Origin of the sequence: Streptomyces sp. NPDC093065 (assembly GCF_044754585.1) — a bacterium.
Lineage (GTDB): Bacteria > Actinomycetota > Actinomycetes > Streptomycetales > Streptomycetaceae > Streptomyces.
Genome location: NZ_JBIVPJ010000002.1, coordinates 179651 through 204499, shown reverse-complemented (window position 1 = coordinate 204499; position 24849 = coordinate 179651). Strand labels below are relative to the sequence as shown.

Below are 24849 nucleotides of genomic sequence, written 5' to 3'. Positions count from 1 at the left end.
GAACGTCGTGACCGTCATGAACGCTGCCGTCCGACGATCTGTACGCACGGGAGTCTAGAGCCTGATAAAGAGACGGTAAGCAGCCCGTCGTACGTTGGGACGCGGGGGTGGGGTTTTCCTCAGTGCGTCCCGGCGGTGCACCTCATGGCGCGGCGCCGCGCCGCACGGCACGCTGGCGGGTATGACCGAACGTCTCTCGACATCGAGCTCCACCCGGACCACCGGTGCGGCGGCCGTCGACCGCCTGCCGCCGGCCCGTTTCGCCTACGACCGGCACACGTGGAAGGAGATCGCCCACCTGCTGGCGAACTTTCCGGCGGCGCTGCTCGGATTCGTCTACGTCGTGACGATGCTGTCCGTGGGCGTGGGACTGACGGTCACGGTGATCGGCCTCCCGCTGCTGGCGGCCGGCCTGCTGGGCGCGCGGCAGTTGGGCAAGCTGGAGCGGGCGCGGGCCCGGGCGCTGCTCGGGGTGCGGGTGGACGAACCGAGCCCGCTGCCGTTGCGCAGCGGGCGGGGCTTCTTCGCACAGCTGTGGATGTCCTTGAAGGACCCGGTGGGCTGGCGCACGGTCCTGTACGACTTCATCCGGTTCCCCTGGGGCGTCCTCACCTTCGTCACCACGCTGACGTCGTTGTTCGTGCTGTGGCCGGTGCTGCCGTTCATCGCGCGGGCCATGACCAACGTCGACCGGGCGATGGTGCGCGGGCTGCTGTCGCCGTCCGACGAGCTGGAGCGGCGGATCGCCGAGCTGGAGTCGGACCGGGGGGTCGTGGTCGACACGGCCGCGGCCGACCTGCGGCGCATCGAGCGCGACCTGCACGACGGGGCACAGGCCCGCCTGGTCAACCTCGCCATGGGTCTCGGCCTGGCGAAGGAGAAGCTCCTGGAGGACCCCGACGCGGCGGCGGCCATGGTCGACGAGGCGCACGGCGAGGTGAAGCTGGCCCTGCAGGAGCTGCGGGACCTGGCCCGCGGCATCCACCCCGCCGTCCTGACCGACCGGGGCCTGGACGCGGCGCTCTCCTCGGTCGCCTCCCGCTGCACCGTGCCGGTCAAGGTGACCGTCGACCTGGCGGGGCGTCCCGCGGCCGCCATCGAGGGCATCGCCTACTTCACGGTCTCGGAGCTGCTCCAGAACGTCAGCAAGCACAGCGGGGCGAGGTCGGCGTCCGTGGAGGTGTGGCGGTCGTCCGACCGGCTGCTCATACAGGTGGAGGACGACGGCCACGGGGGCGCGCGCCTCGACGGCGGTACGGGGATGAAGGGCCTCGCCGACCGGCTGTCCGCCGTCGACGGACTCTTCGTCGTGGACTCGCCGGAGGGCGGCCCGACGGCGGTCACGGCCGAGCTGCCCTGGCGCGACCGCACGGGGGCCGACGCGGCCGGCTCCGCGCCCAGGAGGTAGGGAAAACCCCCCTTCCCAGACGCCGACGGGCTCCATTGGCCCTGGCGGTGCGGTCGAGGAGGGTGGAGTTACGACAGCACAGCCGTAGGGCGACGAGGAGAAGGACGGCACCGATGGCCACGGAATACGGACAGAGTTACGGGCTCGGGGACGGGTCCGGCTTCCCCGGGGACACGGGTGCGCGGCGCCACCGGCTGCCGGCCGGTCTGCGGGCGCCGTTCGAGGCGCGCAGCTGGCGGGAGTTCGGCTACGTCCTGGCGGGCCTGCCGGTCGGCATCCTGCTCTTCACGTACGCCGTCACGATGGTCTCGCTGGGGGCGGGCCTGCTCGTGACGTTCCTGGGTGTGCCGGTGCTGGCGGCCGCACTCGCCGGGTGCCGGGGCTTCGGGGCGATGGAGCGGGCGAGGGCCCGCGCCCTGCTGGGGCTGCGGGTGTCCGACCCGGAACCGCTGCGGCTGAAGAAGCAGGGCGCGATGGGCTGGATGGGGGCCGTGCTCAAGAGCGGCGTCTCCTGGCGGAGCCTGCTGTACGCGCTGCTGCAGTTCCCGTGGTCGGTGTTCTCGTTCGTCGTCGCCGTCAACGTCTGGGCGTTCGGGTGGGCGATGCTGACGTACCCGCTGTGGTTCTGGGTGTTCCCCATGTACGCCGGCCAGGACGGGCTCCAGCTGTACGGCGACGAGTCGCACCGGATCTACCTGGACAACCCCTTCGAGATCACCGTGACGGCGCTGATCGGGCTGCTGTTCACGCTGGCGACGCCGTGGCTGGTGCGGGCGCTGACGACGGTGGACCGGGTCATGGTGCACGGGCTGCTCGGGCCGTCGCGACTGGCGACGCGGGTCGTGGAGCTGGAGTCGGACCGGGGCGTCGTGGTCGACACGGCCGCGGCCGACCTGCGGCGCATCGAGCGCGACCTGCACGACGGGGCACAGGCCCGCCTGGTCAGCCTCGCGATGGATCTGGGACTGGCCAAGGAGAAGCTGAAGGAGGACCCGCGGGCCGCGGCCGTCATGGTGGACGAGGCGCACGGCGAGGTGAAGACGGCACTCCAGGAACTGCGGGACCTGGCCCGGGGCATCCACCCCGCGGTCCTGACCGACCGCGGTCTGGACGCGGCGCTGTCGGCGGTCGCCTCGCGCTGCACCGTGCCGGTGCGGGTGGAGGTCGACCTGGCGGAGCGGCCGGCGTCGGCGATCGAGGGCATCGCCTACTTCACGGTCTCGGAGCTGCTCCAGAACGTCAGCAAGCACGCGCGGGCCACGTCGGCCGCGGTGGAGGTGTGGCGGGTGGAGAACCGGCTGATGCTCCAGGTCGTGGACAACGGCGCGGGTGGCGCGAACGCGTCGGCCGGTTCCGGTCTGGCCGGGCTGGCGGAGCGGCTCGACGCGGTGGACGGAATTCTCGTGGTGGACTCGCCGGCCGGAGGGCCGACGCGGATCACGGCGGAGCTGCCCTGGCGGAACGAGCTGGTCACCGGCTGATCCGCACCTCGTCCGCCCCGGCGTCGCCCGGGGCGGACGCACGTGCCGCCGACCGGTCCGGCCGGCCCCTCCCCCGGGCCGCCGGGGCCGGCACGGCGTGATCGAGAACCGGCCGTCGAACGGCCGGACCCGGAGTTGCCCCCCGGACCTGCCCCCGGACTTCCCGCTCCCTTTCCGTTGCCTGAAGGCGTCCGGCCCCGGATGCTGGAATGCTGGACCCGTCGCACGGACGGTTCGTGGACGCGGCGCGGGCCGCGCGGACCGCGCAGGTGCACGGGCTGTGGGGGGCCGAGGATCGTGGAGGACAGGGTGCGGGTGGTCATCGCCGAGGATTCAGTGCTGCTCCGAGAGGGGCTGACCCGGTTGCTGACCGACCGCGGGCACGAGGTCGTGGCAGGTGTCGGCGACGGCGAGGCACTGATCAAGACCATCACCGAGCTGGACGCGCAGGGCGAACTGCCGGACGTGGTGGTGGCGGACGTACGGATGCCGCCGACGCACACCGACGAAGGGGTGCGGGCCTCGGTGCGGCTGCGCAAGGCGCACCCCGGTCTCGGCGTGCTGGTGCTGTCCCAGTACGTGGAGGAGAGGTACGCGACGGAGCTGCTGGCCGGTTCCAGCCGGGGCGTCGGCTATCTGCTCAAGGACCGGGTGGCCGAGGTCCGGGAGTTCGTGGACGCGGTGGTGCGGGTGGCGCAGGGCGGTACGGCGCTGGACCCGGAGGTGGTCGCGCAGTTGCTCGGGCGCAGCCGCAAGCAGGACGTGCTGGCGGGGCTCACCCCGCGGGAGCGGGAGGTGCTGGGGCTCATGGCCGAGGGCCGGACCAACTCGGCGATCGCCCGGCAGCTCGTGGTGAGTGACGGGGCCGTCGAGAAGCACGTCAGCAACATCTTCATGAAGCTCGGCCTGTCTCCGAGCGACGGTGATCACCGCAGGGTGCTCGCCGTGCTCACCTATCTCAATTCCTGACATCAGCGGCCCACGCCTCGGAAGCACCGGCCCGGCCCGGCGACGCGGACGCTCATCCGGACGAATGAGAAACCGGAGGACGGCGCGGGTGCGTCCTCGCCGGTGCCGGAGGACGGGAAAACCTTGGGATTCCGGGGCTGCGGGGCATCTCGAAGTCGTGTCCATCATGCGAATGTCCACCGGAAGTCATGGCGTGCGGACGTAGTGTTGATCCCGGGACGGTCGTTGGGAGACCAGTCCCCGGACAGCCGTCCCGAGGGAGGTCCAGTAAGTGACCAGCCAGGTCAGCAGCCCAGCGGAACAGACCGACGGAACCGACGAGACCGTCGTGGGAGCGCAGCGCACACCGGCCGGAACGAAGGACGTCCGCCGGCTCGACCGGGTGATCATCAGGTTCGCGGGGGACTCGGGCGACGGGATGCAGCTCACCGGCGACCGTTTCACCTCGGAGACGGCGTCGTTCGGCAACGATCTGTCGACGCTGCCGAACTTCCCGGCCGAGATCCGGGCACCCGCAGGCACCCTGCCGGGCGTTTCGTCCTTCCAGCTGCACTTCGCCGACCACGACATCCTCACACCGGGCGACGCGCCCAACGTGCTGGTGGCGATGAACCCGGCCGCGCTGAAGGCCAACGTCGGCGACCTGCCGCGCGGCGCGGAGATCATCGTCAACACGGACGAGTTCACCAAGCGGGCGATGCTGAAGGTCGGGTACGACACCTCTCCGCTGGAGGACGGTTCGCTCGACGGCTACCGCCTGCATCCGGTGCCGTTGACCACACTGACCGTCGAGGCGCTCAAGGAGTTCGACCTCAGCCGCAAGGAGGCCGAGCGCTCCAAGAACATGTTCGCGCTCGGGCTGCTGAGCTGGATGTACCACCGGCCCACCGAGGGCACGGAGAAGTTCCTGAGGTCGAAGTTCGCGAAGAAGCCCGACATCGCCGCGGCCAACATCGCGGCCTACCGCGCGGGCTGGAACTTCGGGGAGACCACCGAGGACTTCGCGGTCTCCTACGAGGTCGCGCCGGCGGCGACGGCGTTCCCGCCCGGCACCTACCGCAACATCTCCGGCAACCTGTCCCTGGCCTACGGCCTGATCGCCGCGTCCCGGCAGGCGGACCTGCCGCTCTTCCTGGGCTCGTACCCGATCACCCCGGCCTCGGACATCCTGCACGAGCTGAGCCGGCACAAGAACTTCGGCGTGCGCACCTTCCAGGCCGAGGACGAGATCGCCGGGATCGGCGCGGCGCTCGGCGCGGCCTTCGGCGGCTCGCTGGCGGTGACCACCACCTCCGGTCCGGGCGTGGCGCTCAAGAGCGAGACGATCGGGCTCGCGGTGAGCCTGGAGCTGCCGCTGCTGGTGGTGGACATCCAGCGCGGTGGTCCTTCCACGGGTCTGCCGACCAAGACGGAGCAGGCCGACCTGCTGCAGGCGATGTACGGGCGCAACGGCGAGGCACCGGTCCCGGTCGTCGCCCCGCGCACCCCGGCCGACTGCTTCGACGCCGCCCTGGAGGCGGCGCGGATCGCGCTGACGTACCGGACGCCGGTCTTCCTGCTTTCCGACGGCTACCTGGCCAACGGCTCGGAGCCCTGGCGGATCCCCGAGCCGGACGAGCTGCCGGACCTCGCGGTGCAGTTCACGCAGGGACCCAACCACACCCTGGACGACGGCACCGAGGTGTTCTGGCCGTACAAGCGCGACCCTCACACCCTCGCCCGGCCCTGGGCGGTGCCGGGCACGCCGGGTCTGGAGCACCGGATCGGCGGCATCGAGAAGCAGGACGGCACCGGGAACATCTCCTACGACCCGGCCAACCACGACTTCATGGTCCGCACCCGGCAGGCCAAGGTGGACGGCATCGACGTGCCCGACCTGGAGGTCGACGACCCGGACGGCGCGCGGACGCTGGTGCTGGGCTGGGGCTCGACGTACGGCCCCATCACCGCGGCCGTGCGCCGGCTGCGTGCGGCCGGCGAGGAGGTCGCCCAGGCCCACCTGCGGCACCTGAACCCCTTCCCATCCAACCTCGGCGCGGTGCTGGAGCGGTACGACAAGGTGGTGGTCCCGGAGATGAACCTCGGCCAGCTCGCCACCCTGATCAGGGCGAAGTACCTGGTCGACGCCCAGTCGTACAACCAGGTCAACGGCATGCCGTTCAAGGCGGAACAGCTCGCCACGGTCCTGAAGGAGGCCATCGATGGCTGACACCAACGCACTGCTCCAGCTCGTTCCCAGGGCCGAGGGCAAGCAGTCCATGAAGGACTTCAAGTCCGATCAGGAAGTGCGCTGGTGCCCCGGCTGCGGCGACTACGCCATCCTCGCCGCCGTGCAGGGCTTCATGCCCCAGCTGGGTCTGGCGAAGGAGAACATCGTCTTCGTCTCCGGCATCGGCTGCTCCTCCCGCTTCCCGTACTACATGAACACCTACGGGATGCACTCCATCCACGGCCGCGCCCCCGCCATCGCCACCGGGCTCGCCGCCTCGCGCCGCGACCTGAGCGTGTGGGTCGTCACCGGCGACGGCGACGCGCTCTCCATCGGCGGCAACCATCTCGTCCACGCCCTGCGCCGCAACGTCAACCTCAAGATCCTGCTGTTCAACAACCGGATCTACGGCCTGACCAAGGGCCAGTACTCCCCGACCTCCGAGGTCGGCAAGATCACCAAGTCGACTCCGATGGGTTCGCTGGACGCGCCCTTCAACCCGGTCTCGCTGGCCCTCGGCGCGGAGGCGTCCTTCGTCGCCCGGACCGTCGACTCGGACCGCAAGCACCTCACCGAGGTCCTGCGCCAGGCCGCCGAGCACCCCGGTACGGCCCTGATCGAGATCTACCAGAACTGCAACATTTTCAACGACGGCGCCTTCGACGCCCTCAAGGACAAGGAGCGGGCCGAGGAGGCGGTGATCCGCCTGGAGCACGGGCAGCCGATCCGTTTCGGCGCCGACGGCGCAAAGGGTGTCGTACGGAATCCGCGCACCGGTGACCTGGAGGTCGTCGCCGTCACCGCGGACAACGAGGCGGACATCCTGGTCCACGACGCCCACGCCGCGTCCCCGACCACGGCCTTCGCCCTCTCCCGCCTCGCCGACCCGGACACCCTGCACCACACGCCGATCGGCGTGCTGCGCTCGGTCGAGCGGCCGGTCTACGACACGCTCATGTCCGAGCAGCTCGAAACCGCCGTCGAGCAGAACGGCAAGGGTGACCTCGCCGCGCTGCTGGCCGGCACCGACACCTGGACGGTCGTCGGCTGACCGGACCGCCGTTCACGGCACGCCGCAGGGGCCCGGACGCATCACGTCCGGGCCCCTGCCGCTTACCCAAAGGTAAGTACCTTACTTCAAAGTGGGCACTTTCCTTCAGTTAGCGCAGCTCCTAGGGTTAGTGGCAACGCAACCCCCCACTAGGAGCACTGAAGCCATGAGCATCGTCGTCACCGGAGCCACCGGACACCTCGGCCGCCACGTCGTGCGGCAACTGCTGGAGAAGGTGCCGGCCGACCAGGTCACCGCGGTCGTCCGGGACCGGGACAGGGCCGCCGACCTCGCCGCCCGCGGCGTACGGCTCGCGGTCGCCGACTACAGCTCCCCCGAGACCTTCGACGGCGTGTTCGCGGCCGGCGACCGGGTCCTGCTGATCTCCGGGAACGAGTTCGACAAGGGCCGCGTGCGGCAGCACACGGTCGTGATCGACGCGGCGAAGCAGGCCGGCGTCGCCCTGCTCGCCTACACCAGCGCCCCCGAAAGCCTCAAGGCGACGCTCGCCGACGACCACCGCGCCACCGAGGAGGTGCTGGTCGGCTCGGGCGTGCCGTACGTGCTGCTGCGCAACGGCTGGTACCACGAGAACTACACCGACCAGCTCGCCCCGGTCCTGGAGCACGGCGCCGTCGTCCAGGCGGCCGGCGAGGGCCGGATCTCCTCCGCCTCCCGCGCCGACTACGCGGCCGCCGCGGTGGCCGTACTGACCGGCGAGGGCCACGAGAACACCGCGTACGAGCTGGGCGGCGACGAGGCCTGGGGCTTCGCCGAGTACGCCGCCGAGCTGAGCCGGCAGACCGGCAAGGAGATCGTCTACACCCCCGTCACCCCCGACGCCTACGCCGCCTTCCTCACCGGGGCCGGGGTGCCCGAGCCGATGGCCGCCATCCTCGCGGGCGTGGAGGCCGGCATCGAGAAGGGCGAGCTGCTCGTCACCACCGGCGACCTGTCCCGGCTGACCGGCCGGCCCACCACACCGGTCGCCGAGGCCGTCGCCGCCGCCCTCAGGGGCTGACCTCCGGCCCCGCGTTCCCGTCCCGCGTGTCATGACCGTATTCCGATACGGGCATGACACGCGGCCGGGTGCGGCGCTACCGTCGTCCTGGCATGCCTTCCCGTCCCCGGCATGCCATGTGCGACAAGGAGGTGCCCGTGGCCGGGTCGTCCAGGAGTGAGCAGCGCATAGGCCTGCTGAACGGCATCGCGGCGTACGGCATGTGGGGCCTCGTCCCCCTGTTCTGGCCGCTGCTCAAGCCCGCCGGGGCCGGCGAGATCCTCGCCCACCGCATGGTGTGGTCCCTCGTCTTCGTCGCCGTCGCCCTGCTCTTCGTACGGCGCTGGGCCTGGGCAGGTGAGCTGCTGCGGCAGCCGCGCAGGCTCGCGCTGGTCACGGTGGCCGCCGCGGTCATCACCGTCAACTGGGGCGTCTACATCTGGGCCGTGAACAGCGGCCACGTCGTCGAGGCCTCGCTCGGGTACTTCATCAACCCGCTGGTCACGATCGCGATGGGCGTGCTGCTGCTCAAGGAGCGACTGCGGCCCGCGCAGTGGGCGGCGGTCGCGACCGGCTTCGCCGCCGTGCTCGTCCTCACCATCGGCTACGGCCAGCCGCCGTGGATCTCCCTCTGCCTCGCCTTCTCCTTCGCGACGTACGGCCTGGTGAAGAAGAAGGTCAACCTCGGGGGCGTCGAGTCGCTGACCGCCGAGACGGCGATCCAGTTCCTTCCGGCGCTCGGCTATCTGCTGTGGCTGGGCTCGCGGGGCGAGTCGACCTTCACCACGGAGGGGCTCGGGCACTCGGCCCTGCTCGCCGCGACCGGCATCGTCACCGCGATCCCCCTGGTCTGCTTCGGCGCCTCGGCGATCCGCGTGCCGCTGTCCACGCTGGGGCTGCTGCAGTACCTGGCGCCCGTCTTCCAGTTCCTGCTCGGCGTCCTGTACTTCGGTGAGGCCATGCCGCCCGAGCGCTGGGCCGGCTTCGCGCTGGTCTGGCTGGCGCTGACGATGCTCACCTGGGACGCCCTGCGCACGGCTCGCCGCACCGCGCGGGCCCTGCGGGAGCAACTGGACCGGGCGGGCGCGGGCGTACCGCCGGCCAAGACGGACGCCGCCGCACGGGAGCAGGGGATCGTGGCCTCCGGGGTACCGGCACCCGCTGCCACCGAAACGCCCGAGCAGCACGACGTCGGGGCGGCGAAGCCGTAGCTCCCCGCGGGGCACCGGGAGTTCCCCGCGGGTAACCGGGTCAGCGCTTCTCCGGCGCCTGCCGCGCGCGGTGCGCCCGGACCTTCTCCCGGTTCCCGCAGTGTTCCATCGCACACCAGCGGCGGCGGCCGGGGCGTGAGGTGTCGACGAACAGCAGGTAGCAGTTGTGGGCGCCGCACTCGCGGACGCGGTCCGCGTGGGGGCCGGTGAACAGCTCGATCGCGTCGCGCGCCACCGTGGACAGCAGGCGGGCGCCCGTCGCTCCCGGGGCCCAGCCGCGGCTGCCGTCCGGTTCGAGGCGGGTGACGAGCGAGGGCTCGGCCGCCGCGGCGTTGACGGTCTCCAGGTGGCCGGGGTGGAGCGGCCGTCCGTGGGCACGGTCGGCGGTGAGGAGGAAGAGGGCGTCGCGCAGAGTCCTGGCCCGGGCGACGTCCGCGCGGTCCGGGGCGAGGTCCAGCCCGTCCGGCAGCCGGCTGCGCTCGGCCCAGGCCGCCAGGTCGGCGGGCTCGTGCAGCACCTCCCAGCGCGCGAAGGCGCCGGGTCCTCCGGTCGTCAGCAGTTCGAGACAGAGCGCGCCCGGGTCGAAGCGGTAGGGCTTGCCCTCGTGGGACACCAGCGTCAGTCCGGGAGCACCCCCCGAGGGCCGCTTCGGCGGTGACGCCCGCTCCATCCGCTGCCCCCGTTCAGGCCGTGCGGGCCGTACAGACCGTTCCGGCGATTCCCCTACCCGCTCCCTCATGAAACCAGTATAAGTGGTTACATGACTTCGACCCCAAGGCCCGACCCCCTGCACTTCAAGATCGTCATCGACGCGGCCGCCCCGCACGCGCAGGCGGACTTCTGGGCCGCGGCCCTCCACTACGAGGTGGAGGACAACAGTGCGCTCATCGAGAAGCTGCTGGGTTTCGGGGCGGTGCCACAGGAGTTGACCCTCGAGTCCCACGGCCGTCGCGCCTGGCGGGACCTGGCCGCCGTACGGCACCCCGACGACCCGTTCCAGGAGGAGAGCGGCACCGGACTGGGGCGGCGGCTGCTGTTCCAACGCGTGCCGGAGGCCAAGACCGGCAAGAACCGGCTCCACCTCGATGTGCATTCGGGCGACGGGCGGCGCGAGGAGGAGGTCGCCAGGCTCCAGACACTGGGGGCGAGCGTGCAGCGGCAGGTGAAGGAAGCGGGCGGAGAGTGGGTGGTGATGACGGATCCCGAGGGGAACGAGTTCTGCGTCCACTAGGGCCGGTCCCGCTCCGGGGCGCCACCAGGGGGCTTCCGCTATGTGCGACACCGTGGCCGAATAGCGGTCTTGACGTCGGGTCAGTCCCGCCAGCACCATCCAGGCACCCCATTCACTGCGGAGTCCCCTCCCCGGGGACCCCCTAGGAATTCGGAGCCCCCCACATGAAGCTCCTCCTTTCCGGGCGCGCGCTGACGGCCGCCGCCGTCGCCGTCGCCACACTGGTGACCGGCGGTTCCGCCGCCGGCGCGGCGACCGCGCCCCCGAACCACGCGGCCGCAGCCGCGCCCGACATATCGATAGCCGACGTCAAGGCCCACCTGACGCGGTTGCAGTCGATCGCCACGGCCAACGGCGGCAACCGCGCCCACGGCAGCGCCGGCTACCAGGCCTCGCTCGACTATGTGAAGGCCAAGCTGGACTCGGCCGGGTTCACCACCCGCGTCCAGCAGTTCACCGCCTCGGGCCGCACCGGGTACAACCTGATAGCCGACTGGCCCGGCGGTGACGCCGATCAGGTTGTCATGGCCGGGTCACACCTGGACAGCGTCACCTCCGGGCCCGGCATCAACGACAACGGCTCCGGCTCCTCCGCCGTCCTGGAGACCGCGCTCGCCGTCGCCCGGTCCGGCTACCAGCCCACCAAGCACCTGCGCTTCGCCTGGTGGGGCGCGGAGGAGCTGGGGCTCGTCGGATCCCGCTCCTACGTCAACAGCCTCGGCGCGGCCGAACGCGCGAAGATCAGCGGCTATCTGAACTTCGACATGATCGGCTCCCCCAACCCCGGCTACTTCGTCTACGACGACGATCCCACGATCGAGAAGACGTTCAAGGACTACTTCGCGGGCCTCGGCATCCCCACGGAGATCGAGACCGAGGGCGACGGCCGCTCCGACCACGCGCCCTTCAAGAACGCGGGCGTCCCCGTGGGCGGCCTCTTCAGCGGCGCCGACTACCGCAAGACGTCCGCGCAGGCGGCCGAGTGGGGCGGCACGGTGGGGCAGCCGTTCGACCCCTGCTACCACTCGTCCTGCGACACGACCGCCAACATCGACGACACGGCGCTGGACCGCAACAGCGACGCCATCGCCCACGCGGTCTGGGAACTGTCGCAGTAGGGCGGACGCCCCCGCCCCGGACCCGGGTCAGCCCGCCTGGGCGCGGGCGCGTTCGACGAGGCGGCCCATGCGGGTGCGGACGGACTCCAGTTGCTCGGCGTCCTCGGCGGCCGGGCCGTCCTCGGCGGCGAGTTCCTCCCACAGGCCGACCAGGCCCTGCCCCAGCTCCAGACCCCGTGCGGGTTCGCGTACGGCGCGCCAGGCGGTCGCCGCGCTCTGGACGTTGCCGTACGCGGCCTCGGCGTCGCCCGAACGCCGGTGTATCCGGGCCAGTTCCAGGGAGAGCTGGAAAGCCCGGTCCGGGTCGCCCGACAGGTAGGCGATGTACGCGGTGAGTTCACGGAGCCGGAGCACCTCCGGGTGTTCCGGCCCCAGCGTGCCCGAGGCATCCGCCACCGTCTGCTCCGCCAGCCGCGCCGCGGCCTCCGTACGGCCCTCCTTGACGGCCTCGTTGATACGGGCCGTCGACTCCGCGAGCAGCGCGGGGGCGGTGGCGTCGCCCGGCGCGGTGATCGGCGCGTCCCCGAGCACGGCCTCGGCCACGGCGTCGAAGCCACGGGCGGGGGTGGGCTTGGGATCGGGGTCGGAGTAGGCGTCGGGACGGGGGCCGAGATCCGGGGCGGGGGCGGTTGCCTTCGGTGCGGGTGCGGGTGCGGGTGCGGCGGATGGTTCCGGTGCGGTGGTCGGTCCCGGAGCGGTGGCCGGCTCCGGTGCGGCGGTCGGGGCGGGCACGGGGGGCCGCTCCGCCGCTTCCGGCGTGCCGGTCGTGGCGGCGCCGTCCATGCGGGGCGGCGGTCCGAAGACACCCGTCGGGGGCGCCACCGTGCCGGGTGGCACAGCCCTGTGCGCCCCGGCCTGCGAAGCCGCCCCCCGGGCCGGTTCCGGCAGGGCGCGGAGCGTGAACGTCGGCGCGCTGTCCCCGGCCGGCGCCACCGAGCGCAGGACATGCGTGGCCAGGTCCTGCCGTACGGGTGCCTCCTCGGGCTCGGCGGGCACAGGATCGGTCGGCACCGGCACCGGCACCGGCTCCGCGGCGAGGTGGCTGGAGCCGTCCGGATCGACCCGCAGAGGGACGGAGCAACCGATGCGCAGGTCGTGGATGGTAGCGAGGACGGGCCGGCCGGCGGCGAGGGCGAGGCGGTGGAGGCGGTTCAGGACGGCGTTCTGGATCTCCTCGCCCGGGGCCGCGACGATCAGTGAACCGTCGACCGAGGCACCGCGTACGCCGGATTCCTCCGCCGGCACGCGGACGTCGATCGGCGTCGTCGCGGGATCGGGCGAGCGCTCGGCGCGCTCGTGCTCCCGCTGTTCGTCGCGGCCGAGTCGAGACATCGTTCCCCCACTCATCGGCGGCTTCCGTCGGCGGTTTCCGTTCCCCTGCCGTCCAGAGCCTGTCATGCCAGTCATGCCTGTCGTGCACCTACCGTCGAGTCTCTCCGCTCGCTCGCGATTCTCACGTCACCGGGGTGTCACAGGCTCGTTCCAGGAGGTCACGCCGGTGTCGGCGGGGTCGGCGCGGGTGGGCGCGAGACGGTTGCGGGAGGGCGCGGACGGCTGCGGTGCGAGAGTGACGGCACACGCGAGCGGGCAGGCGGACGGGCATGCGACAGGGACCCGAGATATGGATCCGCGGCCCGGTGACCGCGCCGCAGCCACCCGCGCCACAGCCGCCCCTCTCCGCGGCACCCCCACCGCAGCCGCCCGTACCGGAGCGGTCCGGCACGGGCGCACGGCGCTTCTCCTGGGTCGGCACGCACGGCGGCGCGGGCGTCTCGACGCTCGCCGCGGTCTACGGCGGGCACGACTGCGGGCGCCGCTGGCCCGGCCCGGCGGACCCGGCGTCCGTGCTGGTGGTGGCCCGTACGCACGCGGCCGGACTGGCGGCCGCGGACCGGGCCGTGGAGGACTTCCGGCGCGGACGGACCCCGGCGGGGCTCGACCTCCACGCCGTCGTCCTGGTCGCGGACGCCCCCGGACGGCTCCCCCGGCCGCTCGCGCAGCGCGTGGCACTGCTCGAATCCGCCGTGGCGGTCCACCGCGTGCCGTGGGTCACCGGCTGGCGCCTGGGCGAGGCCGGCACCGGACCGCCCCTCGGGACCGAGCCGCTGGTCCGCCTCACCCGGCCGGCGCGCTGAACGCCGCCGTGCCCCGCGGCTACGCGGTGATGTCCTTCGTCGTGAACCGCGCCCAGGCCGCCGAGCCGAAGACCGCCGCGTAGAGGGCCTGGAGGCCCAGGTTCTTCACCAGGTCGTCCCAGTAGACCGGTTCGCGCATCACGTCGGCGAAGGAGAGCCAGTAGTGCGAGAAGAAGTACGGCTGGAGGGCGTCGAGCTGGGGGATCTGGTCGAGGATCTGCACGGTGATCAGCAGCCCGACCGTGGTCGCCATCGCCGCGATGCCGCTGCCCGTCAAGGTGGAGACGAACAGGCCGAGCGCCGCGACGCCGACGAGTGAGGCGGCCACCACCAGGGCGATCAGCAGCGCCCGCCCCAGGCCCTCGGTGTAGGTGATCCGGGTGCCGGAGATGGTGATCAGGTCGCCCACCGGGAACAGCAGCGCGCCGACCGCGAGCGCCGAGACGGCGACGACCAGGGTGGCCGCGAGACAGAAGGCGATCACGGTCGCGTACTTGGTGAGCAGCAGCCGGGAGCGGCCGGCCGGGGCGACCAGGAGGTAGCGGAGCGTGCCCGCGCTCGACTCGCCCGCGATCGCGTCGCCCGCGACGACGCCGATGGCCATCGGCAGGAAGAACGGCAGGGTCGCGGCGAGTGCGGTGAAGACGAGGAACAGCCCGTTGTTGCTGACCTGCGAGATGAACGCCGGTCCCTCGCCGCCACCGCCGCCGGCCGAGGAGCCGTCGCTCGTCTCGATCTTCACGGCGATGCCGACCAGGACGGGCACGGCGGCGAGTACGGCCAGCAGGGCGAGGGTGCGCCAGCGGCGGAACGTGGTCAGCAGTTCGCTGCGGAGCAGCCCGAGCGACCACAGCGGACTCGGTGTCCGTGCCGCGTCCGGCCCCGGCACCGCCCCCGGCACCGCGACGGCGGGCTCCTCGACCGGCTCTCCCCGTACCTCAGCCCGCGACATCGAAGCCCTCCCCCGTCAGCGCCACGAAGGCGTCCTCCAGCGAGGCCCGTTCCACGACGAAGCCCCGGACCCGGACCCGGGCCGCGACCAGCGCCGCGTTCACCTCCGCGAGGTCGCGCTCCGGTGGTTCGGCCGTCACCCTCTCCCCGTCGACGACGACGTCCGCGGCCCCCTGCTCCTTCAGCACCCGGGCGGCGTCGCCCGCGTCCGGCGTGGTCACCACCAGCCGGCCGCGCGCCCCGGCCGCCAGGTCGGCGACCGCGCCCTGCGTGATCAGCCGCCCCTGGGCCATCACGGCGGCGTGGGTGCACACCTGCTCGATCTCGTCCAGCAGGTGGGAGGAGAGGAAGACGGTGGTGCCGTCGGAGGCCAGTTCGCGCACGAGGCCGCGGATCTCGCGCATGCCCTGGGGGTCGAGCCCGTTGGTCGGCTCGTCCAGGACGAGCAGCCGGCGCGGCTGGAGCAGCGCCGCGGCGAGGCCCAGCCGCTGCTTCATGCCGAGCGAGTACGCCCTCGCCCTCTTGCCGGCCGCGGCCGCGAGACCCACCCGGTCGAGCGCCGCGGCGACGCGCTCGCGCCGGGTGCGCGGGTCTGCGGTCGGGTCGGCGGCGTCGTAGCGCAGCAGGTTGTCCCGCCCGGAGAGGAAGCCGTACAGGGCCGGGCCCTCGATGAGGGCGCCGACCCGGGGCAGCACGGTGCGGGACGCGCGCGGCATGGGCAGGCCGAGGACCCTGGCGCTGCCCGAGGTGGGTTCGATCAGCCCCATCAGCATGCGGATGGTGGTGGTCTTGCCGGAGCCGTTGGGCCCGAGGAAGCCGAAGACACTGCCCGCCGGGACGGTCAGGTCCAGACCGTCGACGGCGAGTTGTCCGCCGCGGTAGCGCTTGGTGAGCGCGCGGGTGGCGATGACGGCGTCATCCGCGCTCTCCTCGTCCGGGCGCTCCGGCTCCGTGGCGGACGGTTCGGCCATCGGCTCCCTCTTTCGTCCTCTTCGCCGTACGGATGGGGATGCTGCGTACGTCCTACCGCGCGGCGTCGGCCGCCTTCACCAGGGCGTCCTTGGTGACCGCACCGGCGTAGACCTTGCCGTCGTCCGTGATCAGAGCGTTGACGAGGCGGGTCTTGAAGACCGTGCCCGAGCCGAAGTCGCCCTTGACCTGGTCGCCGAAGGAGCCGAGGAAGCCGCCGAGGCCGCCCAGGTCGCCGCCCGTGCCCGCCGTGGGCAGGCCGCCCGCGGCTCCGGTGTCGAAGGTGGCGATCGAGCTCCAGCCCTCGCCGATCACCTTGAGCCCGTCCAGACCCTCGGCGAGGTCGCCCCCGGTCCCGCGCGAGTGCTCCGGAGCCTTGGCGCTCTCCTCGCCCTCGGTGACCTTCGCTCCCTCGGGCGGCGTGAAGTCGAACGTCGACGCGTCCGGCTTCGCGAAGCTGACCTTGGTGAAGCCCACGTCCACCACGGCGGCGCCGCCGCTCGCCGGGGTCAGCGTGAACTTCAGCGGCGTGCCGGTCTCGGCGTCCACGGCCACGGTGATCGCACCGACCGTGGAACCGTCCTGCTTGGGCTCGACGACCAGGCGGTACGCGTCCCGGCCGGCCACCTGCGCGGTGCCGCCGACGGTCACGGACGTGGTGTCGTCGACCGCCTTGAGCGCCTGGGCGGCGAAGTCCTTCGGGGTGGCCGGCACGTCCTTCTCCGGCTGCCCGGCGCCGTCGGGGGCGGTCGAGTGGTAGACCTCGTCGGACTTGCTGTCGTAGCCCCAGACGTCCTGGCCGTTGTGGATCAGGCTGTACTCGGCGGCGTTCTCCAGCAGGGACAGCTTCTGCCGGTCGGGGCCGTCGGCCGCGACGCGCAGCGTGTGGCTGCCGGACGCCAGCTCGGTGAGCTTGGCCGACGGGTCGGCGGCGGAGCCCTCGTCGTCCCCGCCGGAGCCCGGACCACCGGACATTCCGGACATCAGGCCGCTCTCCAGGCCGCCGAGGTCCGGCAGGCCCAGGTCGGTGTTGACGCGCACCGTGCCGGACAGCTGCTCGGTGTCCGACTTGGCGATCTTCTCGATGAGCTGCTCCGCGGTGACCTTCGGCAGGTCGGGGTCTCCGGAGTCGGCGAGCGCGGGGACGAGCCCGATCGTCGCGGCCGCCACTCCCATCACCGCGACCGGGACGACGAACCGCGCGGCCTTGCGCCGTCCGGCCCTCAGCTCCTCGCCCTCCCCGGCGGTCGTGTTGTCGTCGGAATCGATCGGTGCCATGTGTGCCCTACCTCCGTCGTCGGCGGCGGCTGTCTCGCGACCTCGCACTCGTTCACCCGTGAGCCGCCATTCTCACCCGAATCGGTGAGGATTGGTGTTTTTCCGTGGTGTCCATCTGACCAAATCGGCGGAGCCCAGGCGTCAGACCGCGGGCTCAACTCCGCGTACTCCTGCGGGATGACACGGAGGGGCGGTGGCTCCGCCTGCCCGTAGGGGCCGGTCTCCGGCGCCCGGCGGACGGCACGTGACAGGAGGCACGCGGCAGGCGGGCGGGCAGGGCGCTCACCCGGCCCGGTGGACCACCGCGTCGCACAGCTCCACCAGCGCGGCCTTCGCGTCGCACTCCCGCAGCGGGGCCAGCGCGGCCCGGGCCTCCTCGGCGTAGCGGACGGTGTCCCGGCGCGCCTGCTCCAGGGCGGGGTGGGCGCGCAGCAGACGCAGCGCCTCGGCGTGCCGGGCGTCGTCGCTCAGGTCGGAGTCGAGCAGCTCGCACAGGGCGACGTCCTCGGCGAGCCCCAGCCGGGCCGCCCGCTCGCGCAGCCGCAGTACGGGCAGGGTGGGGATGCCCTCGCGCAGGTCGGTGCCGGGCGTCTTGCCGGACTCGTCGGAGTCGGAGGCGATGTCCAGGACGTCGTCCGCGAGCTGGAAGGCGACGCCGAGCCGCTCGCCGTACTGGGTCAGCACGTCCACCACCGTCTCGTCGGCGCCGGACATCATCGCGCCGAACCGGCAGGAGACCGCCACCAGCGAGCCCGTCTTGCCGCCCAGCACGTCGAGGTAGTGGTCGACCGGGTCGCGGCCGTCCTGCGGTCCCGCCGTCTCCAGGATCTGGCCGGTGACCAGCCGCTCGAACGCGAGGGCCTGGACCCGGACCGCCTCGGGTCCGAGGTCGGCGAGGATCTGGGAGGCACGGGCGAAGAGGAAGTCGCCGGTGAGGACCGCGACCGAGTTGTCCCAGCGGGTGTTCGCGCTGGGCACCCCGCGCCGCACGGCGGCCTCGTCCATCACGTCGTCGTGGTAGAGCGTGGCGAGGTGGGTCAGCTCCACGACCACGGCCGAGGGCACGATGCCCGGGGCGTAGCGGTCGCCGAACTGGGCCGAGAGCATCACCAGCAGCGGCCGGAACCGTTTCCCGCCGGCCCGCACCAGGTGCTGGGCGGCCTCTGTGATGAACGGAACCTCGCTTTTGGTTGCCTCAAGCAACCCTTCCTCGACAGCAACCAATCCGGCCTGGACATCGGCTTCCAGAGCCTGGTCCCGCACGCTCAGCCCGAACGGCCCGACGACGGTCACGAGGGGTCTCCTGTCTGCTGGTGTCTACTGGCGATTACCTGGTTTGTCGATAGGTCGCTGCCACCACTCAAGTCAGCGTATCCGGTCACGTTTCGATCACCGCTAGCGCCCACCGTTACAGGCCGGTCGGTATCAGATCATGAACGGTATGTTTTTGATCAGGTGATATGAGCAGATTTTGACTGATATCGCCGGAGGGGACGAGCCGGACCCCGGGGGGCGAGCGGGCCGGTGGCCACCGTCCAAGATCCCATCACTCCTCCCAACGGCCCGCACTCCGAGAACGTCACCCGATCGACGCCGCGCCCGCACCGGCACCTCACGCCTCCCGCCCCGCCTCCCGGCTTCACCCTCCACCCCCGTTTCCCCTTCCTCTGCGCCCGACACCCGAAGCCGTCCTCACCCGTGGCCGGTTGGCGAACGATTGAGGTTAATGCCCGTTTTGCCGCGCTTGTTGAGGCCAGTGAGTTGACTCACTCCGGTCCACCCGCGGGCAACCTCGCCACAACCTGTGCCCTCCCTTTGCCCCGCAAGCCAGTTGGGGCTTGGTAACCGCAAAGGATCAAGAGCCTCAAACGCCTCAGACCAAGGTCAACAGGCATGTTGGGTGATTCCTGCACTTGTTTCGGACATGTGCTCTCGCATACGTTCCCGGCCTGTCGGGCGGACGCCGAATCCTGCCACCGCCCGGTCGCACAGTCATCCACCCAACAAACTCGCCGGCAGGAGCGGGGGACCCAGGTAAGTCGCCGCACCGGTCACCACCGGAGCGGCTCGGGGTGAAGCCGTACCCGTCAGGGCGCGGCCGGGCACCTCCCCGCCCGAACCCGACAGCTCACCTCGCAGGCGTAAGGAGAGGGACACATGTCTGCCAACGGTCAGAACCGTCACGCCCGTACCGGCCGCCTCGCCCGCAAGCTCACGCTGGCCGGCACCGCCGCCGCGGTGCTCGCACTGCCGCTCGTCGGCGCCGCCACCGCCTCCGCGGCCACCCCGGCCGCCGCCACGACCGCCACCACGGCGGCCACGGCGTACCCGGACAACCTCGACGGCTGGATCCGCGAGTCGCTCGACATCATGGCGCAGCACGGCATCCCCGGGACCTACGAGGGCATTCACCGCAACATCATGCGTGAGTCCTCCGGCAACCCGCTCGCCATCAACAACTGGGACATCAACGCCGTCAACGGCACCCCGTCCAAGGGCCTGCTCCAGGTGATCGACCCGACCTTCCAGGCGTACCACGTGGAGGGCACCTCCTGGGACCCGTACGACCCGGTCGCCAACATCACCGCCGCCTGCAACTACGCGGCCGACCGCTACGGCTCGATGGACAACGTCTTCAGCGCGTACTGAGCCGCACCGGGCACCAAGGCGTCCCGAGCCCCGCTGAGAGGCCGTGGGCCCGGGACGTCCCAAGCCGTGGGCCCGGGACGTCCTAAGAAGTACCGAAGATCCGCTCGAGGACGACGGCCACGCCGTCGTCCTCGTTCGTCGTGGTGACCTCGTCGGCCACCGCCTTGAGTTCGGGGTGGGCGCCGGCCATGGCGACGCCGTGGGCCGCCCACTGGAACATGGGAATGTCGTTGGGCATGTCGCCGAAGGCGATCGTCCGGCGCCGCTGAAGACCCAGGTGCTCGGCGGCCAGCGCCAGGCCGGTCGCCTTGGTGATGCCGCACGGCTGGAGCTCCACCGTGCCGGGCCCCGACATGGTGACCGTCGCGAGGGAACCGACCACCGCACGCGCCGTCGCCGCCAACTCGTCGTCGGTCAGGTCCGGATGGCGCAGCAGCACCTTGCTGATCGGCATGCTCCACAGCTCCTCGCGCCGCTCGACACGCACCGCGGGCAGGGTGGGGTGGGGCATCAGGTAGCCCGGCTCGATGAGCGTCAGCCCGTCGACGCCGTCCTGGTCGACGGCGGCGTACACCTGGCCGACCTCGGCCTCGATCTTGCCGAGCGCGGTCTCGGCCAGCTCCCGGTCCAGGGTGACCGACCACAGCATCCGGTGCGCACCGGCGTCGTACACCTGCGCGCCCTGCCCGCACACCGCGAGCCCCGTGCAGCCGAGGCCGTCGAGCAGGGAGCGCACCCGGGGAGCCGGGCGCCCCGTCACCACCAGGTGCCGCGCACCCGCCCCGGCGACCCGCGCCAGCGCGGCCAGCGACCGTTCGGAGACGGTGTCGTCGCCGCGGAGCAGCGTGCCGTCCAGGTCGGTGGCGACGAGTGAATATGCGGTGCGGTCCATGATCAGAGAATACGGACACCGCACCCGTCCGACTCACCCGCGACCGCTTCCGAACGAGGACGTAGCGAGCGTGTTCGAACCCGCACGCGGATGCACGCGGACGCCCGATCATGTCCAAAACCTGACACATCATCGGCTAAAGCCGGTTCAGGGCCTCTGCACCGGTTGGCGACGGAACGGACCGCCACCCGCCGGTGCCCCGGCCCCGCCCCGGACCCCGGCCGCCGCGCCGCCTCGATCGGGCCCCGCCAGGCGGCGCCACCTCCCGCCGCACTGCCCAAGACCGGTATGTCACCCGTAACGTGTGGCCCGACCACGTGTCACGCGGCACACACCGACCCCGTGACCCGCGGGCATCCGCAGCACCCAGCACACACGGCGCGCACGGCGCACATGGCGAGCACGAAAGCGAGGCAGCACCCGATGCCCCCCTTCGATGTCCCCGAGGGCGATCCCTTCGGCCCGCACAACCTTCCGTACGGCGTGTTCTCGATCCCCGGTTCGCGGGACCGGACGGTGGGCGTCCGGCTCGGCGACCACGTCCTCGACGCGGGCGCGGCGGCCCACGCGCTCGGCTCGCCGTACGCGTCCCTGCTCGCGCGGCCCACCCTCAACCCGCTGCTGGCCGCCGGGCGCACGGCCTGGTCGGACGTGCGGCGCGCACTGACGGCGTGGGTGACGGTCCCGTCCCACCGCGAGACCCTCGAACCCCTCTTCCACCCGCTGTCGTCGGTGACCCTGCACCTGCCCTTCGAGGTCGCCGACTACGTCGACTTCTACGCCTCGGAGAACCACGCCCGCAACGTCGGCCAGATCTTCCGCCCCGACGCCGCCGACTCCCTCACCCCGAACTGGAAGCACCTCCCGATCGGCTACCACGGCCGCTCCGGCACGGTCGTCGTCTCCGGCACGGACGTCGTACGCCCGTCGGGGCAGCGCAAGGCTCCGGCCGACGCCGCTCCCGTCTTCGGCCCGTCCGTCCGGCTCGACATCGAGGCCGAGGTCGGCTTCGTGGTGGGCGTGCCGTCGGGCCAGGGCAGCACGGTGGGGCTCGGCGACTTCCGCGAGCACGTCTTCGGGCTCTGCCTGCTCAACGACTGGTCCGCACGGGACGTCCAGGCCTGGGAGTACGTGCCCCTCGGCCCCTTCCTCGGCAAGTCCTTCGCCACGTCGGTGTCCGCCTGGATCACCCCGCTGGACGCCCTGGACGAGGCACGGGTGGCGCCGCCCGAGCGCACGCACGAGCTGCTTCCCTACCTGGACGACACGAAGGACGACCAGGACGGTCCCGGCGGGTACGACCTGCGGATCTCGGTCGCCATCAACGACCACATGGTCTCCGAGCCGCCGTTCTCCACCATGTACTGGACGGCCGCCCAGCAGTTGGCCCACATGACGGTCAACGGCGCCTCGCTGCGCACCGGCGACCTCTACGGCTCCGGCACGGTGAGCGGGCCCACCGAGCGGGAGCGCGGGTCGCTGCTCGAACTGACCTGGAACGGCCGCGACCCGCTGGAACTCCCGGACGGCAAGCGGACGTTCCTGGAGGACGGGGACGTGGTGACCCTGTCGGCCTGGGCGCCGGGTCCGGACGGCGTCCGGGTGGGGCTGGGCGAGGTCACGGGGCGGGTGGTCGGGCGGGACGCCTGACGGCACGGCCGGCTGACGGCCAACGGTCGGCGGATGGCGGTCGGACGACGGACGGTCGGCGGACGACGGACGGACGGCGGTCGGACGGCGGACGACGGACGGACGGCGGTCGGACGGCGGACGACGGACGGACGGCGGTCGGACGGCGGACGACGGACCGTCGGCGGACGGACGGCGGGCTGGGGCCGGGGGCTTCGGGGGCGGGCTGCGGGGCTGCGGGGCTGCGGCATCCGAAGCCCCAAGGTCCGCACGCCCGGGTTTCCGGATCCGGTGCCCGCCGACCCCTGACCCACACCGCCCGGCCACGTCATACTGGCGTCGGGCGGTGTGCGCGCACGGACCGGCCCGCACCACCCCTTTACAGCCAGAGCCGCCCATCCTTCGACCAGGATCCGGAGCCAGTGGCATGACCGTCTGCCTGCTCCTGCTGTTCGTCGTCGCCGTGACCGCCGCGGTGCCGGTGCCTCGCGCGCTGACCCGCTCCGCGTGGCCCGAGCGGGATCCCGTGGTCGCACTGTGGGTGTGGCAGTGCCTGGTCGCCACCGTTCTGCTGTGCTGTCTGACCGGCCTCGTCCTCGGCGCCACCGCCGTCTTCGGCACCGTCCGCGCCCAGCTCTTCGCTCCGGCGCCGCCCGCGGTGACCGCGGCGTACAACCTCTCCGCCGGGCCGGTCTGGGCGGCCGTCCTCACCCTCCTGCTGGCGGGCGGTGCCGCCTGGACGACCGCGATGCTCGCCCGTGAACTCGTCGAGGCCCGCCGCCGGCGCGCCCGCTCGCGCGCCCACCTGCGCGAGCGCGCCCCCGACCTGCCCGCCGGCCTCCCCGCCGCCCGCGGCCCCCTGCTGGTGCTGGAGGAGGAGTACCCGGACGCCTGGTGGATGCCCGGCAACCCGCCCCAGCTGATCGTCACCACGGGTGCCCTGCACCGGCTCACCGACCACCAGCTGGACGCCGTCCTCACCCACGAGCGCGGCCACGCCCGGGCCCGCCACGACTGGCTGCTGCACCTGTCCACCGCCCTGGCCACCGGGTTCCCGAGCGTCCCGCTCTTCGCCCACTTCTGCGACCAGACCCACCGCCTGGTCGAGCTCTCGGCCGACGACACCGCCTCCCGCCGCTGCGGCCACCTGACCACCGCGCTGGCCCTGATCGAGCTGAACCAGCACCGCGGCGTCCTCTCCTGCGCCTCCAGCCACCGCCTCCTCGGCGAGCGGGTCGACCGCCTCCTGGAGCCCCGGCCCCGCATGCCCCGCCGCCGCCGCGCCCTGACCACGGCGACCGCCGCCCTGGTCCCGCTGATCCCCCTCCTGATCACCTTCGCCCCGGGCCTGACGGCACTGGCATGACGCCCCGCCTGCGGTCGGTCGTGCCGCCGGGCGGGCACGGGGAGCGGTGCGGCACCACCCCGTAAGCGCCCGGCCGGCCCGCGGACCCGGCGCGGACCCGGCGCGGAGCCCGGTGGCAGATCTCCCTCTTTCCCAGGAGAAACCCCAGCTCACCCCGTAACCGGCGGAGGCCGGGGTGGCGCAACATTCCAGCAACACCACTAAGTCCACCGGATAGGTATGGTTCCAGCCATGCCGCCCACCGACCGCATCCGAGACCACGCCGGCCAGGGCGCGACCACCGTCACCGCCCACCGCACGCGGCGTCGGCTGCGCGCCGACCGGGCCCGTCAACTGGCCGACCTGCTCCGCCGCCAGCTCCTCGACAACGCCTTCCCCGACGGCGCCCTCCCCCACGAGGACACCCTCGCCGCCGACTACGACACCACCCGCAACACCGTCCGCGAGGCGCTCGACCTGCTGCGCGCCGAAGGCCTCGTGGCCCGCCAGCCCGGCATCGGCACCGTGGTCGTGGCCCGCAAGTACGCCCACGGGCTCGACCGTCTGATGGGCCTCGCGGAGACCCTGCACGAACACGGCCGCGTCACCAACGAGGTGCGCACGACCGTCCCCGTCCCGGCCCCCGCGCCGGTCGCCGAACGCCTCCGCGTCCCGCCCGGCGCCGACGTCCTCTACATCGAACGCCTGCGCCGCCTGGGCGGCGTCCCCCTGTCCCTGGACCTCACCTACGTGCCCCTCGACATCGGCACCGCCCTGCTCGGCGCCGACCTGGAGAACACCGACGTCTTCCGCCTCCTGGAATCCGTCACGGGCCTGCCGCTCGGCCACGCCGAGATCACCCTGGAGGCCGTCACCGCCGACGCGCACTCCGCCGCCGTACTGGAGGCCCCGCGCGGCACCGCGGTCCTCATGCTGGAGCGGCTCACCCACCTCGCCGACGGCCGCCCGGTCGACCTGGAGTTCGTCCGCTTCCGCGGTGACCGCATCGCGATGAGCGGTCTGCTGCACCGGTCCCTGTGACCCTCTGAACCCCCTTTCGCGCACCCCTTCCTGGAGACAGCCATGCCCTTGGCGCCCCAGCGGGCCGACGTGCCCGTGACCATCGACGAGTCGAAGTGCATCGAAGGCTGCACGCTCTGCGTGGACATGTGCCCGCTGGACTCCCTGGCCATCGACGAGCGCAACGGCAAGGCGTACATGCACGTCGACGAGTGCTGGTACTGCGGCCCGTGCGCCGCCCGCTGCCCCACCGGGGCGGTCACGGTCAACATGCCCTACCTGCTCCGGTGAGAGGCCGACTCC

22 protein-coding genes and 1 riboswitch are annotated in these 24849 nt (G+C 72.3%); of the genes, 15 read left to right on the top strand and 7 right to left on the bottom strand.

The genetic code is table 11. From position 1 onward, the window contains the following. Nucleotides 1-181: 181 nt before the first annotated feature. The 7 genes from ACIQFU_RS03735 (at nucleotide 182) to rarD (ending at nucleotide 9329) form a co-directional block, all read left to right on the top strand. The gene (locus ACIQFU_RS03735) at nucleotides 182-1408 is read left to right on the top strand and encodes a sensor histidine kinase (protein WP_402548727.1); all 1227 of its coding nucleotides are present in this window, start codon (nucleotides 182-184) and stop codon (nucleotides 1406-1408) included. A 113-nt stretch (nucleotides 1409-1521) separates the two neighbouring features. Beyond that, the gene (locus ACIQFU_RS03730; protein ID WP_402548725.1) at nucleotides 1522-2889 is read left to right on the top strand and encodes a sensor histidine kinase; all 1368 of its coding nucleotides are present in this window, start codon (nucleotides 1522-1524) and stop codon (nucleotides 2887-2889) included. 309 nt (nucleotides 2890-3198) lie between these two features. Beyond that, nucleotides 3199-3858: a response regulator transcription factor gene (locus ACIQFU_RS03725; protein WP_007443820.1), complete on the top strand. Its 660-nt coding sequence runs from the start codon at nucleotides 3199-3201 to the stop codon at nucleotides 3856-3858. Nucleotides 3859-4129: 271 nt separating this feature from the next. Further along, nucleotides 4130-6067, top strand: coding sequence for a 2-oxoacid:acceptor oxidoreductase subunit alpha (locus ACIQFU_RS03720; protein ID WP_402548724.1), 1938 nt, complete (start codon nucleotides 4130-4132; stop codon nucleotides 6065-6067). After that, complete coding sequence (locus ACIQFU_RS03715) at nucleotides 6060-7118, top strand: 2-oxoacid:ferredoxin oxidoreductase subunit beta (RefSeq protein ID WP_402548722.1); 1059 nt, start codon at nucleotides 6060-6062, stop codon at nucleotides 7116-7118. The genes ACIQFU_RS03720 and ACIQFU_RS03715 overlap by 8 nt, the downstream gene beginning before the upstream one ends. Nucleotides 7119-7284: 166 nt before the next feature. Beyond that, entirely contained in the window at nucleotides 7285-8139 is an 855-nt protein-coding gene (locus tag ACIQFU_RS03710; protein WP_402548721.1) for an SDR family oxidoreductase, read from the top strand. Nucleotides 8140-8276: 137 nt separating this feature from the next. Continuing rightward, a complete protein-coding gene (gene rarD, locus ACIQFU_RS03705) occupies nucleotides 8277-9329 on the top strand; it encodes an EamA family transporter RarD (RefSeq protein WP_402549240.1) in 1053 nt (350 codons plus the stop codon). A gap of 40 nt (nucleotides 9330-9369) precedes the next feature. Here the strand turns inward: rarD and ACIQFU_RS03700 are convergent, their stop codons facing one another. Beyond that, entirely contained in the window at nucleotides 9370-9999 is a 630-nt protein-coding gene (locus tag ACIQFU_RS03700; RefSeq protein ID WP_402548720.1) for a CGNR zinc finger domain-containing protein, read from the bottom strand. A 90-nt stretch (nucleotides 10000-10089) separates the two neighbouring features. Here ACIQFU_RS03700 and ACIQFU_RS03695 point away from each other — a divergent pair, with 90 nt between their 5' ends. Both ACIQFU_RS03695 and ACIQFU_RS03690 read left to right on the top strand, forming a co-directional pair. Further along, nucleotides 10090-10560 (top strand): VOC family protein, encoded by a 471-nt coding sequence (locus ACIQFU_RS03695; protein ID WP_402548719.1) that lies wholly within the window; start codon nucleotides 10090-10092, stop codon nucleotides 10558-10560. Between the two features lie 164 nt (nucleotides 10561-10724). Next, nucleotides 10725-11678: a M28 family metallopeptidase gene (locus ACIQFU_RS03690; RefSeq protein WP_402548718.1), complete on the top strand. Its 954-nt coding sequence runs from the start codon at nucleotides 10725-10727 to the stop codon at nucleotides 11676-11678. 27 nt (nucleotides 11679-11705) lie between these two features. Here ACIQFU_RS03690 and ACIQFU_RS03685 read toward each other — a convergent pair whose 3' ends face one another. Continuing rightward, on the bottom strand, nucleotides 11706-13010 hold the full coding sequence (locus ACIQFU_RS03685) for a tetratricopeptide repeat protein (RefSeq protein ID WP_402548717.1): 1305 nt from the start codon (nucleotides 13008-13010) through the stop codon (nucleotides 11706-11708). Nucleotides 13011-13279: 269 nt separating this feature from the next. Here ACIQFU_RS03685 and ACIQFU_RS03680 point away from each other — a divergent pair, with 269 nt between their 5' ends. Then, the gene (locus ACIQFU_RS03680) at nucleotides 13280-13813 is read left to right on the top strand and encodes a DUF6668 family protein (protein ID WP_402548715.1); all 534 of its coding nucleotides are present in this window, start codon (nucleotides 13280-13282) and stop codon (nucleotides 13811-13813) included. Nucleotides 13814-13832: 19 nt separating this feature from the next. Here the strand turns inward: ACIQFU_RS03680 and ACIQFU_RS03675 are convergent, their stop codons facing one another. The 4 genes from ACIQFU_RS03675 to ACIQFU_RS03660 form a co-directional block, all read right to left on the bottom strand. Further along, nucleotides 13833-14765, bottom strand: a complete 933-nt coding sequence (locus ACIQFU_RS03675; RefSeq protein ID WP_402548713.1) for an ABC transporter permease — start codon at nucleotides 14763-14765, stop codon at nucleotides 13833-13835. Further along, nucleotides 14752-15735, bottom strand: coding sequence for an ABC transporter ATP-binding protein (locus ACIQFU_RS03670; RefSeq protein ID WP_402548711.1), 984 nt, complete (start codon nucleotides 15733-15735; stop codon nucleotides 14752-14754). The genes ACIQFU_RS03675 and ACIQFU_RS03670 overlap by 14 nt, the downstream gene beginning before the upstream one ends. Nucleotides 15736-15787: 52 nt before the next feature. Next, the gene (locus ACIQFU_RS03665; RefSeq protein ID WP_402548710.1) at nucleotides 15788-17011 is read right to left on the bottom strand and encodes an outer membrane lipoprotein carrier protein LolA; all 1224 of its coding nucleotides are present in this window, start codon (nucleotides 17009-17011) and stop codon (nucleotides 15788-15790) included. A 282-nt stretch (nucleotides 17012-17293) separates the two neighbouring features. Continuing rightward, nucleotides 17294-18304, bottom strand: a complete 1011-nt coding sequence (locus tag ACIQFU_RS03660) for a polyprenyl synthetase family protein (RefSeq protein ID WP_402548708.1) — start codon at nucleotides 18302-18304, stop codon at nucleotides 17294-17296. A 707-nt stretch (nucleotides 18305-19011) separates the two neighbouring features. Then, a riboswitch (cyclic di-AMP (ydaO/yuaA leader) is annotated at nucleotides 19012-19167 on the top strand. 1 nt (nucleotide 19168) lies between these two features. Here ACIQFU_RS03660 and ACIQFU_RS03655 point away from each other — a divergent pair. Further along, nucleotides 19169-19660 (top strand): transglycosylase SLT domain-containing protein, encoded by a 492-nt coding sequence (locus tag ACIQFU_RS03655; protein WP_402548707.1) that lies wholly within the window; start codon nucleotides 19169-19171, stop codon nucleotides 19658-19660. Between the two features lie 82 nt (nucleotides 19661-19742). On the opposite strand, the gene ACIQFU_RS03650 is transcribed toward ACIQFU_RS03655, so the two are convergent. After that, the gene (locus tag ACIQFU_RS03650) at nucleotides 19743-20552 is read right to left on the bottom strand and encodes an HAD family hydrolase (protein ID WP_402548705.1); all 810 of its coding nucleotides are present in this window, start codon (nucleotides 20550-20552) and stop codon (nucleotides 19743-19745) included. 423 nt (nucleotides 20553-20975) lie between these two features. Here ACIQFU_RS03650 and fahA point away from each other — a divergent pair, with 423 nt between their 5' ends. From fahA to ACIQFU_RS03630, 4 genes are all read left to right on the top strand, one after another. Further along, nucleotides 20976-22202 carry a fumarylacetoacetase gene (fahA, locus tag ACIQFU_RS03645; protein WP_402548704.1) on the top strand — a complete coding sequence of 409 codons (1227 nt, stop codon included), beginning with the start codon at nucleotides 20976-20978 and terminating at the stop codon, nucleotides 22200-22202. A gap of 406 nt (nucleotides 22203-22608) precedes the next feature. Then, entirely contained in the window at nucleotides 22609-23547 is a 939-nt protein-coding gene (locus ACIQFU_RS03640; protein WP_402548702.1) for a M56 family metallopeptidase, read from the top strand. A gap of 231 nt (nucleotides 23548-23778) precedes the next feature. Further along, the gene (locus ACIQFU_RS03635; protein WP_402548701.1) at nucleotides 23779-24567 is read left to right on the top strand and encodes a GntR family transcriptional regulator; all 789 of its coding nucleotides are present in this window, start codon (nucleotides 23779-23781) and stop codon (nucleotides 24565-24567) included. Between the two features lie 42 nt (nucleotides 24568-24609). Beyond that, complete coding sequence (locus ACIQFU_RS03630) at nucleotides 24610-24837, top strand: ferredoxin family protein (protein WP_030145386.1); 228 nt, start codon at nucleotides 24610-24612, stop codon at nucleotides 24835-24837. Nucleotides 24838-24849 lie beyond the last annotated feature (12 nt).

Coding starts and splice junctions, on each gene's coding strand:
- ACIQFU_RS03640 (WP_402548702.1), top strand. CDS start 22,609: ATGACCGTCTGCCTGCTCCTGCTGTTCGTCGTCGCCGTGACCGCCGCG.
- ACIQFU_RS03685 (WP_402548717.1), bottom strand. CDS start 13,010: ATGTCTCGACTCGGCCGCGACGAACAGCGGGAGCACGAGCGCGCCGAG.
- ACIQFU_RS03690 (WP_402548718.1), top strand. CDS start 10,725: ATGAAGCTCCTCCTTTCCGGGCGCGCGCTGACGGCCGCCGCCGTCGCC.
- ACIQFU_RS03630 (WP_030145386.1), top strand. CDS start 24,610: ATGCCCTTGGCGCCCCAGCGGGCCGACGTGCCCGTGACCATCGACGAG.
- fahA (WP_402548704.1), top strand. CDS start 20,976: ATGCCCCCCTTCGATGTCCCCGAGGGCGATCCCTTCGGCCCGCACAAC.
- ACIQFU_RS03700 (WP_402548720.1), bottom strand. CDS start 9,999: ATGGAGCGGGCGTCACCGCCGAAGCGGCCCTCGGGGGGTGCTCCCGGA.
- ACIQFU_RS03675 (WP_402548713.1), bottom strand. CDS start 14,765: ATGTCGCGGGCTGAGGTACGGGGAGAGCCGGTCGAGGAGCCCGCCGTC.
- ACIQFU_RS03680 (WP_402548715.1), top strand. CDS start 13,280: ATGCGACAGGGACCCGAGATATGGATCCGCGGCCCGGTGACCGCGCCG.
- ACIQFU_RS03635 (WP_402548701.1), top strand. CDS start 23,779: ATGCCGCCCACCGACCGCATCCGAGACCACGCCGGCCAGGGCGCGACC.
- ACIQFU_RS03650 (WP_402548705.1), bottom strand. CDS start 20,552: ATGGACCGCACCGCATATTCACTCGTCGCCACCGACCTGGACGGCACG.
- ACIQFU_RS03710 (WP_402548721.1), top strand. CDS start 7,285: ATGAGCATCGTCGTCACCGGAGCCACCGGACACCTCGGCCGCCACGTC.
- ACIQFU_RS03665 (WP_402548710.1), bottom strand. CDS start 17,011: ATGGCACCGATCGATTCCGACGACAACACGACCGCCGGGGAGGGCGAG.
- ACIQFU_RS03695 (WP_402548719.1), top strand. CDS start 10,090: ATGACTTCGACCCCAAGGCCCGACCCCCTGCACTTCAAGATCGTCATC.
- ACIQFU_RS03715 (WP_402548722.1), top strand. CDS start 6,060: ATGGCTGACACCAACGCACTGCTCCAGCTCGTTCCCAGGGCCGAGGGC.
- ACIQFU_RS03735 (WP_402548727.1), top strand. CDS start 182: ATGACCGAACGTCTCTCGACATCGAGCTCCACCCGGACCACCGGTGCG.
- ACIQFU_RS03655 (WP_402548707.1), top strand. CDS start 19,169: ATGTCTGCCAACGGTCAGAACCGTCACGCCCGTACCGGCCGCCTCGCC.
- ACIQFU_RS03730 (WP_402548725.1), top strand. CDS start 1,522: ATGGCCACGGAATACGGACAGAGTTACGGGCTCGGGGACGGGTCCGGC.
- ACIQFU_RS03670 (WP_402548711.1), bottom strand. CDS start 15,735: ATGGCCGAACCGTCCGCCACGGAGCCGGAGCGCCCGGACGAGGAGAGC.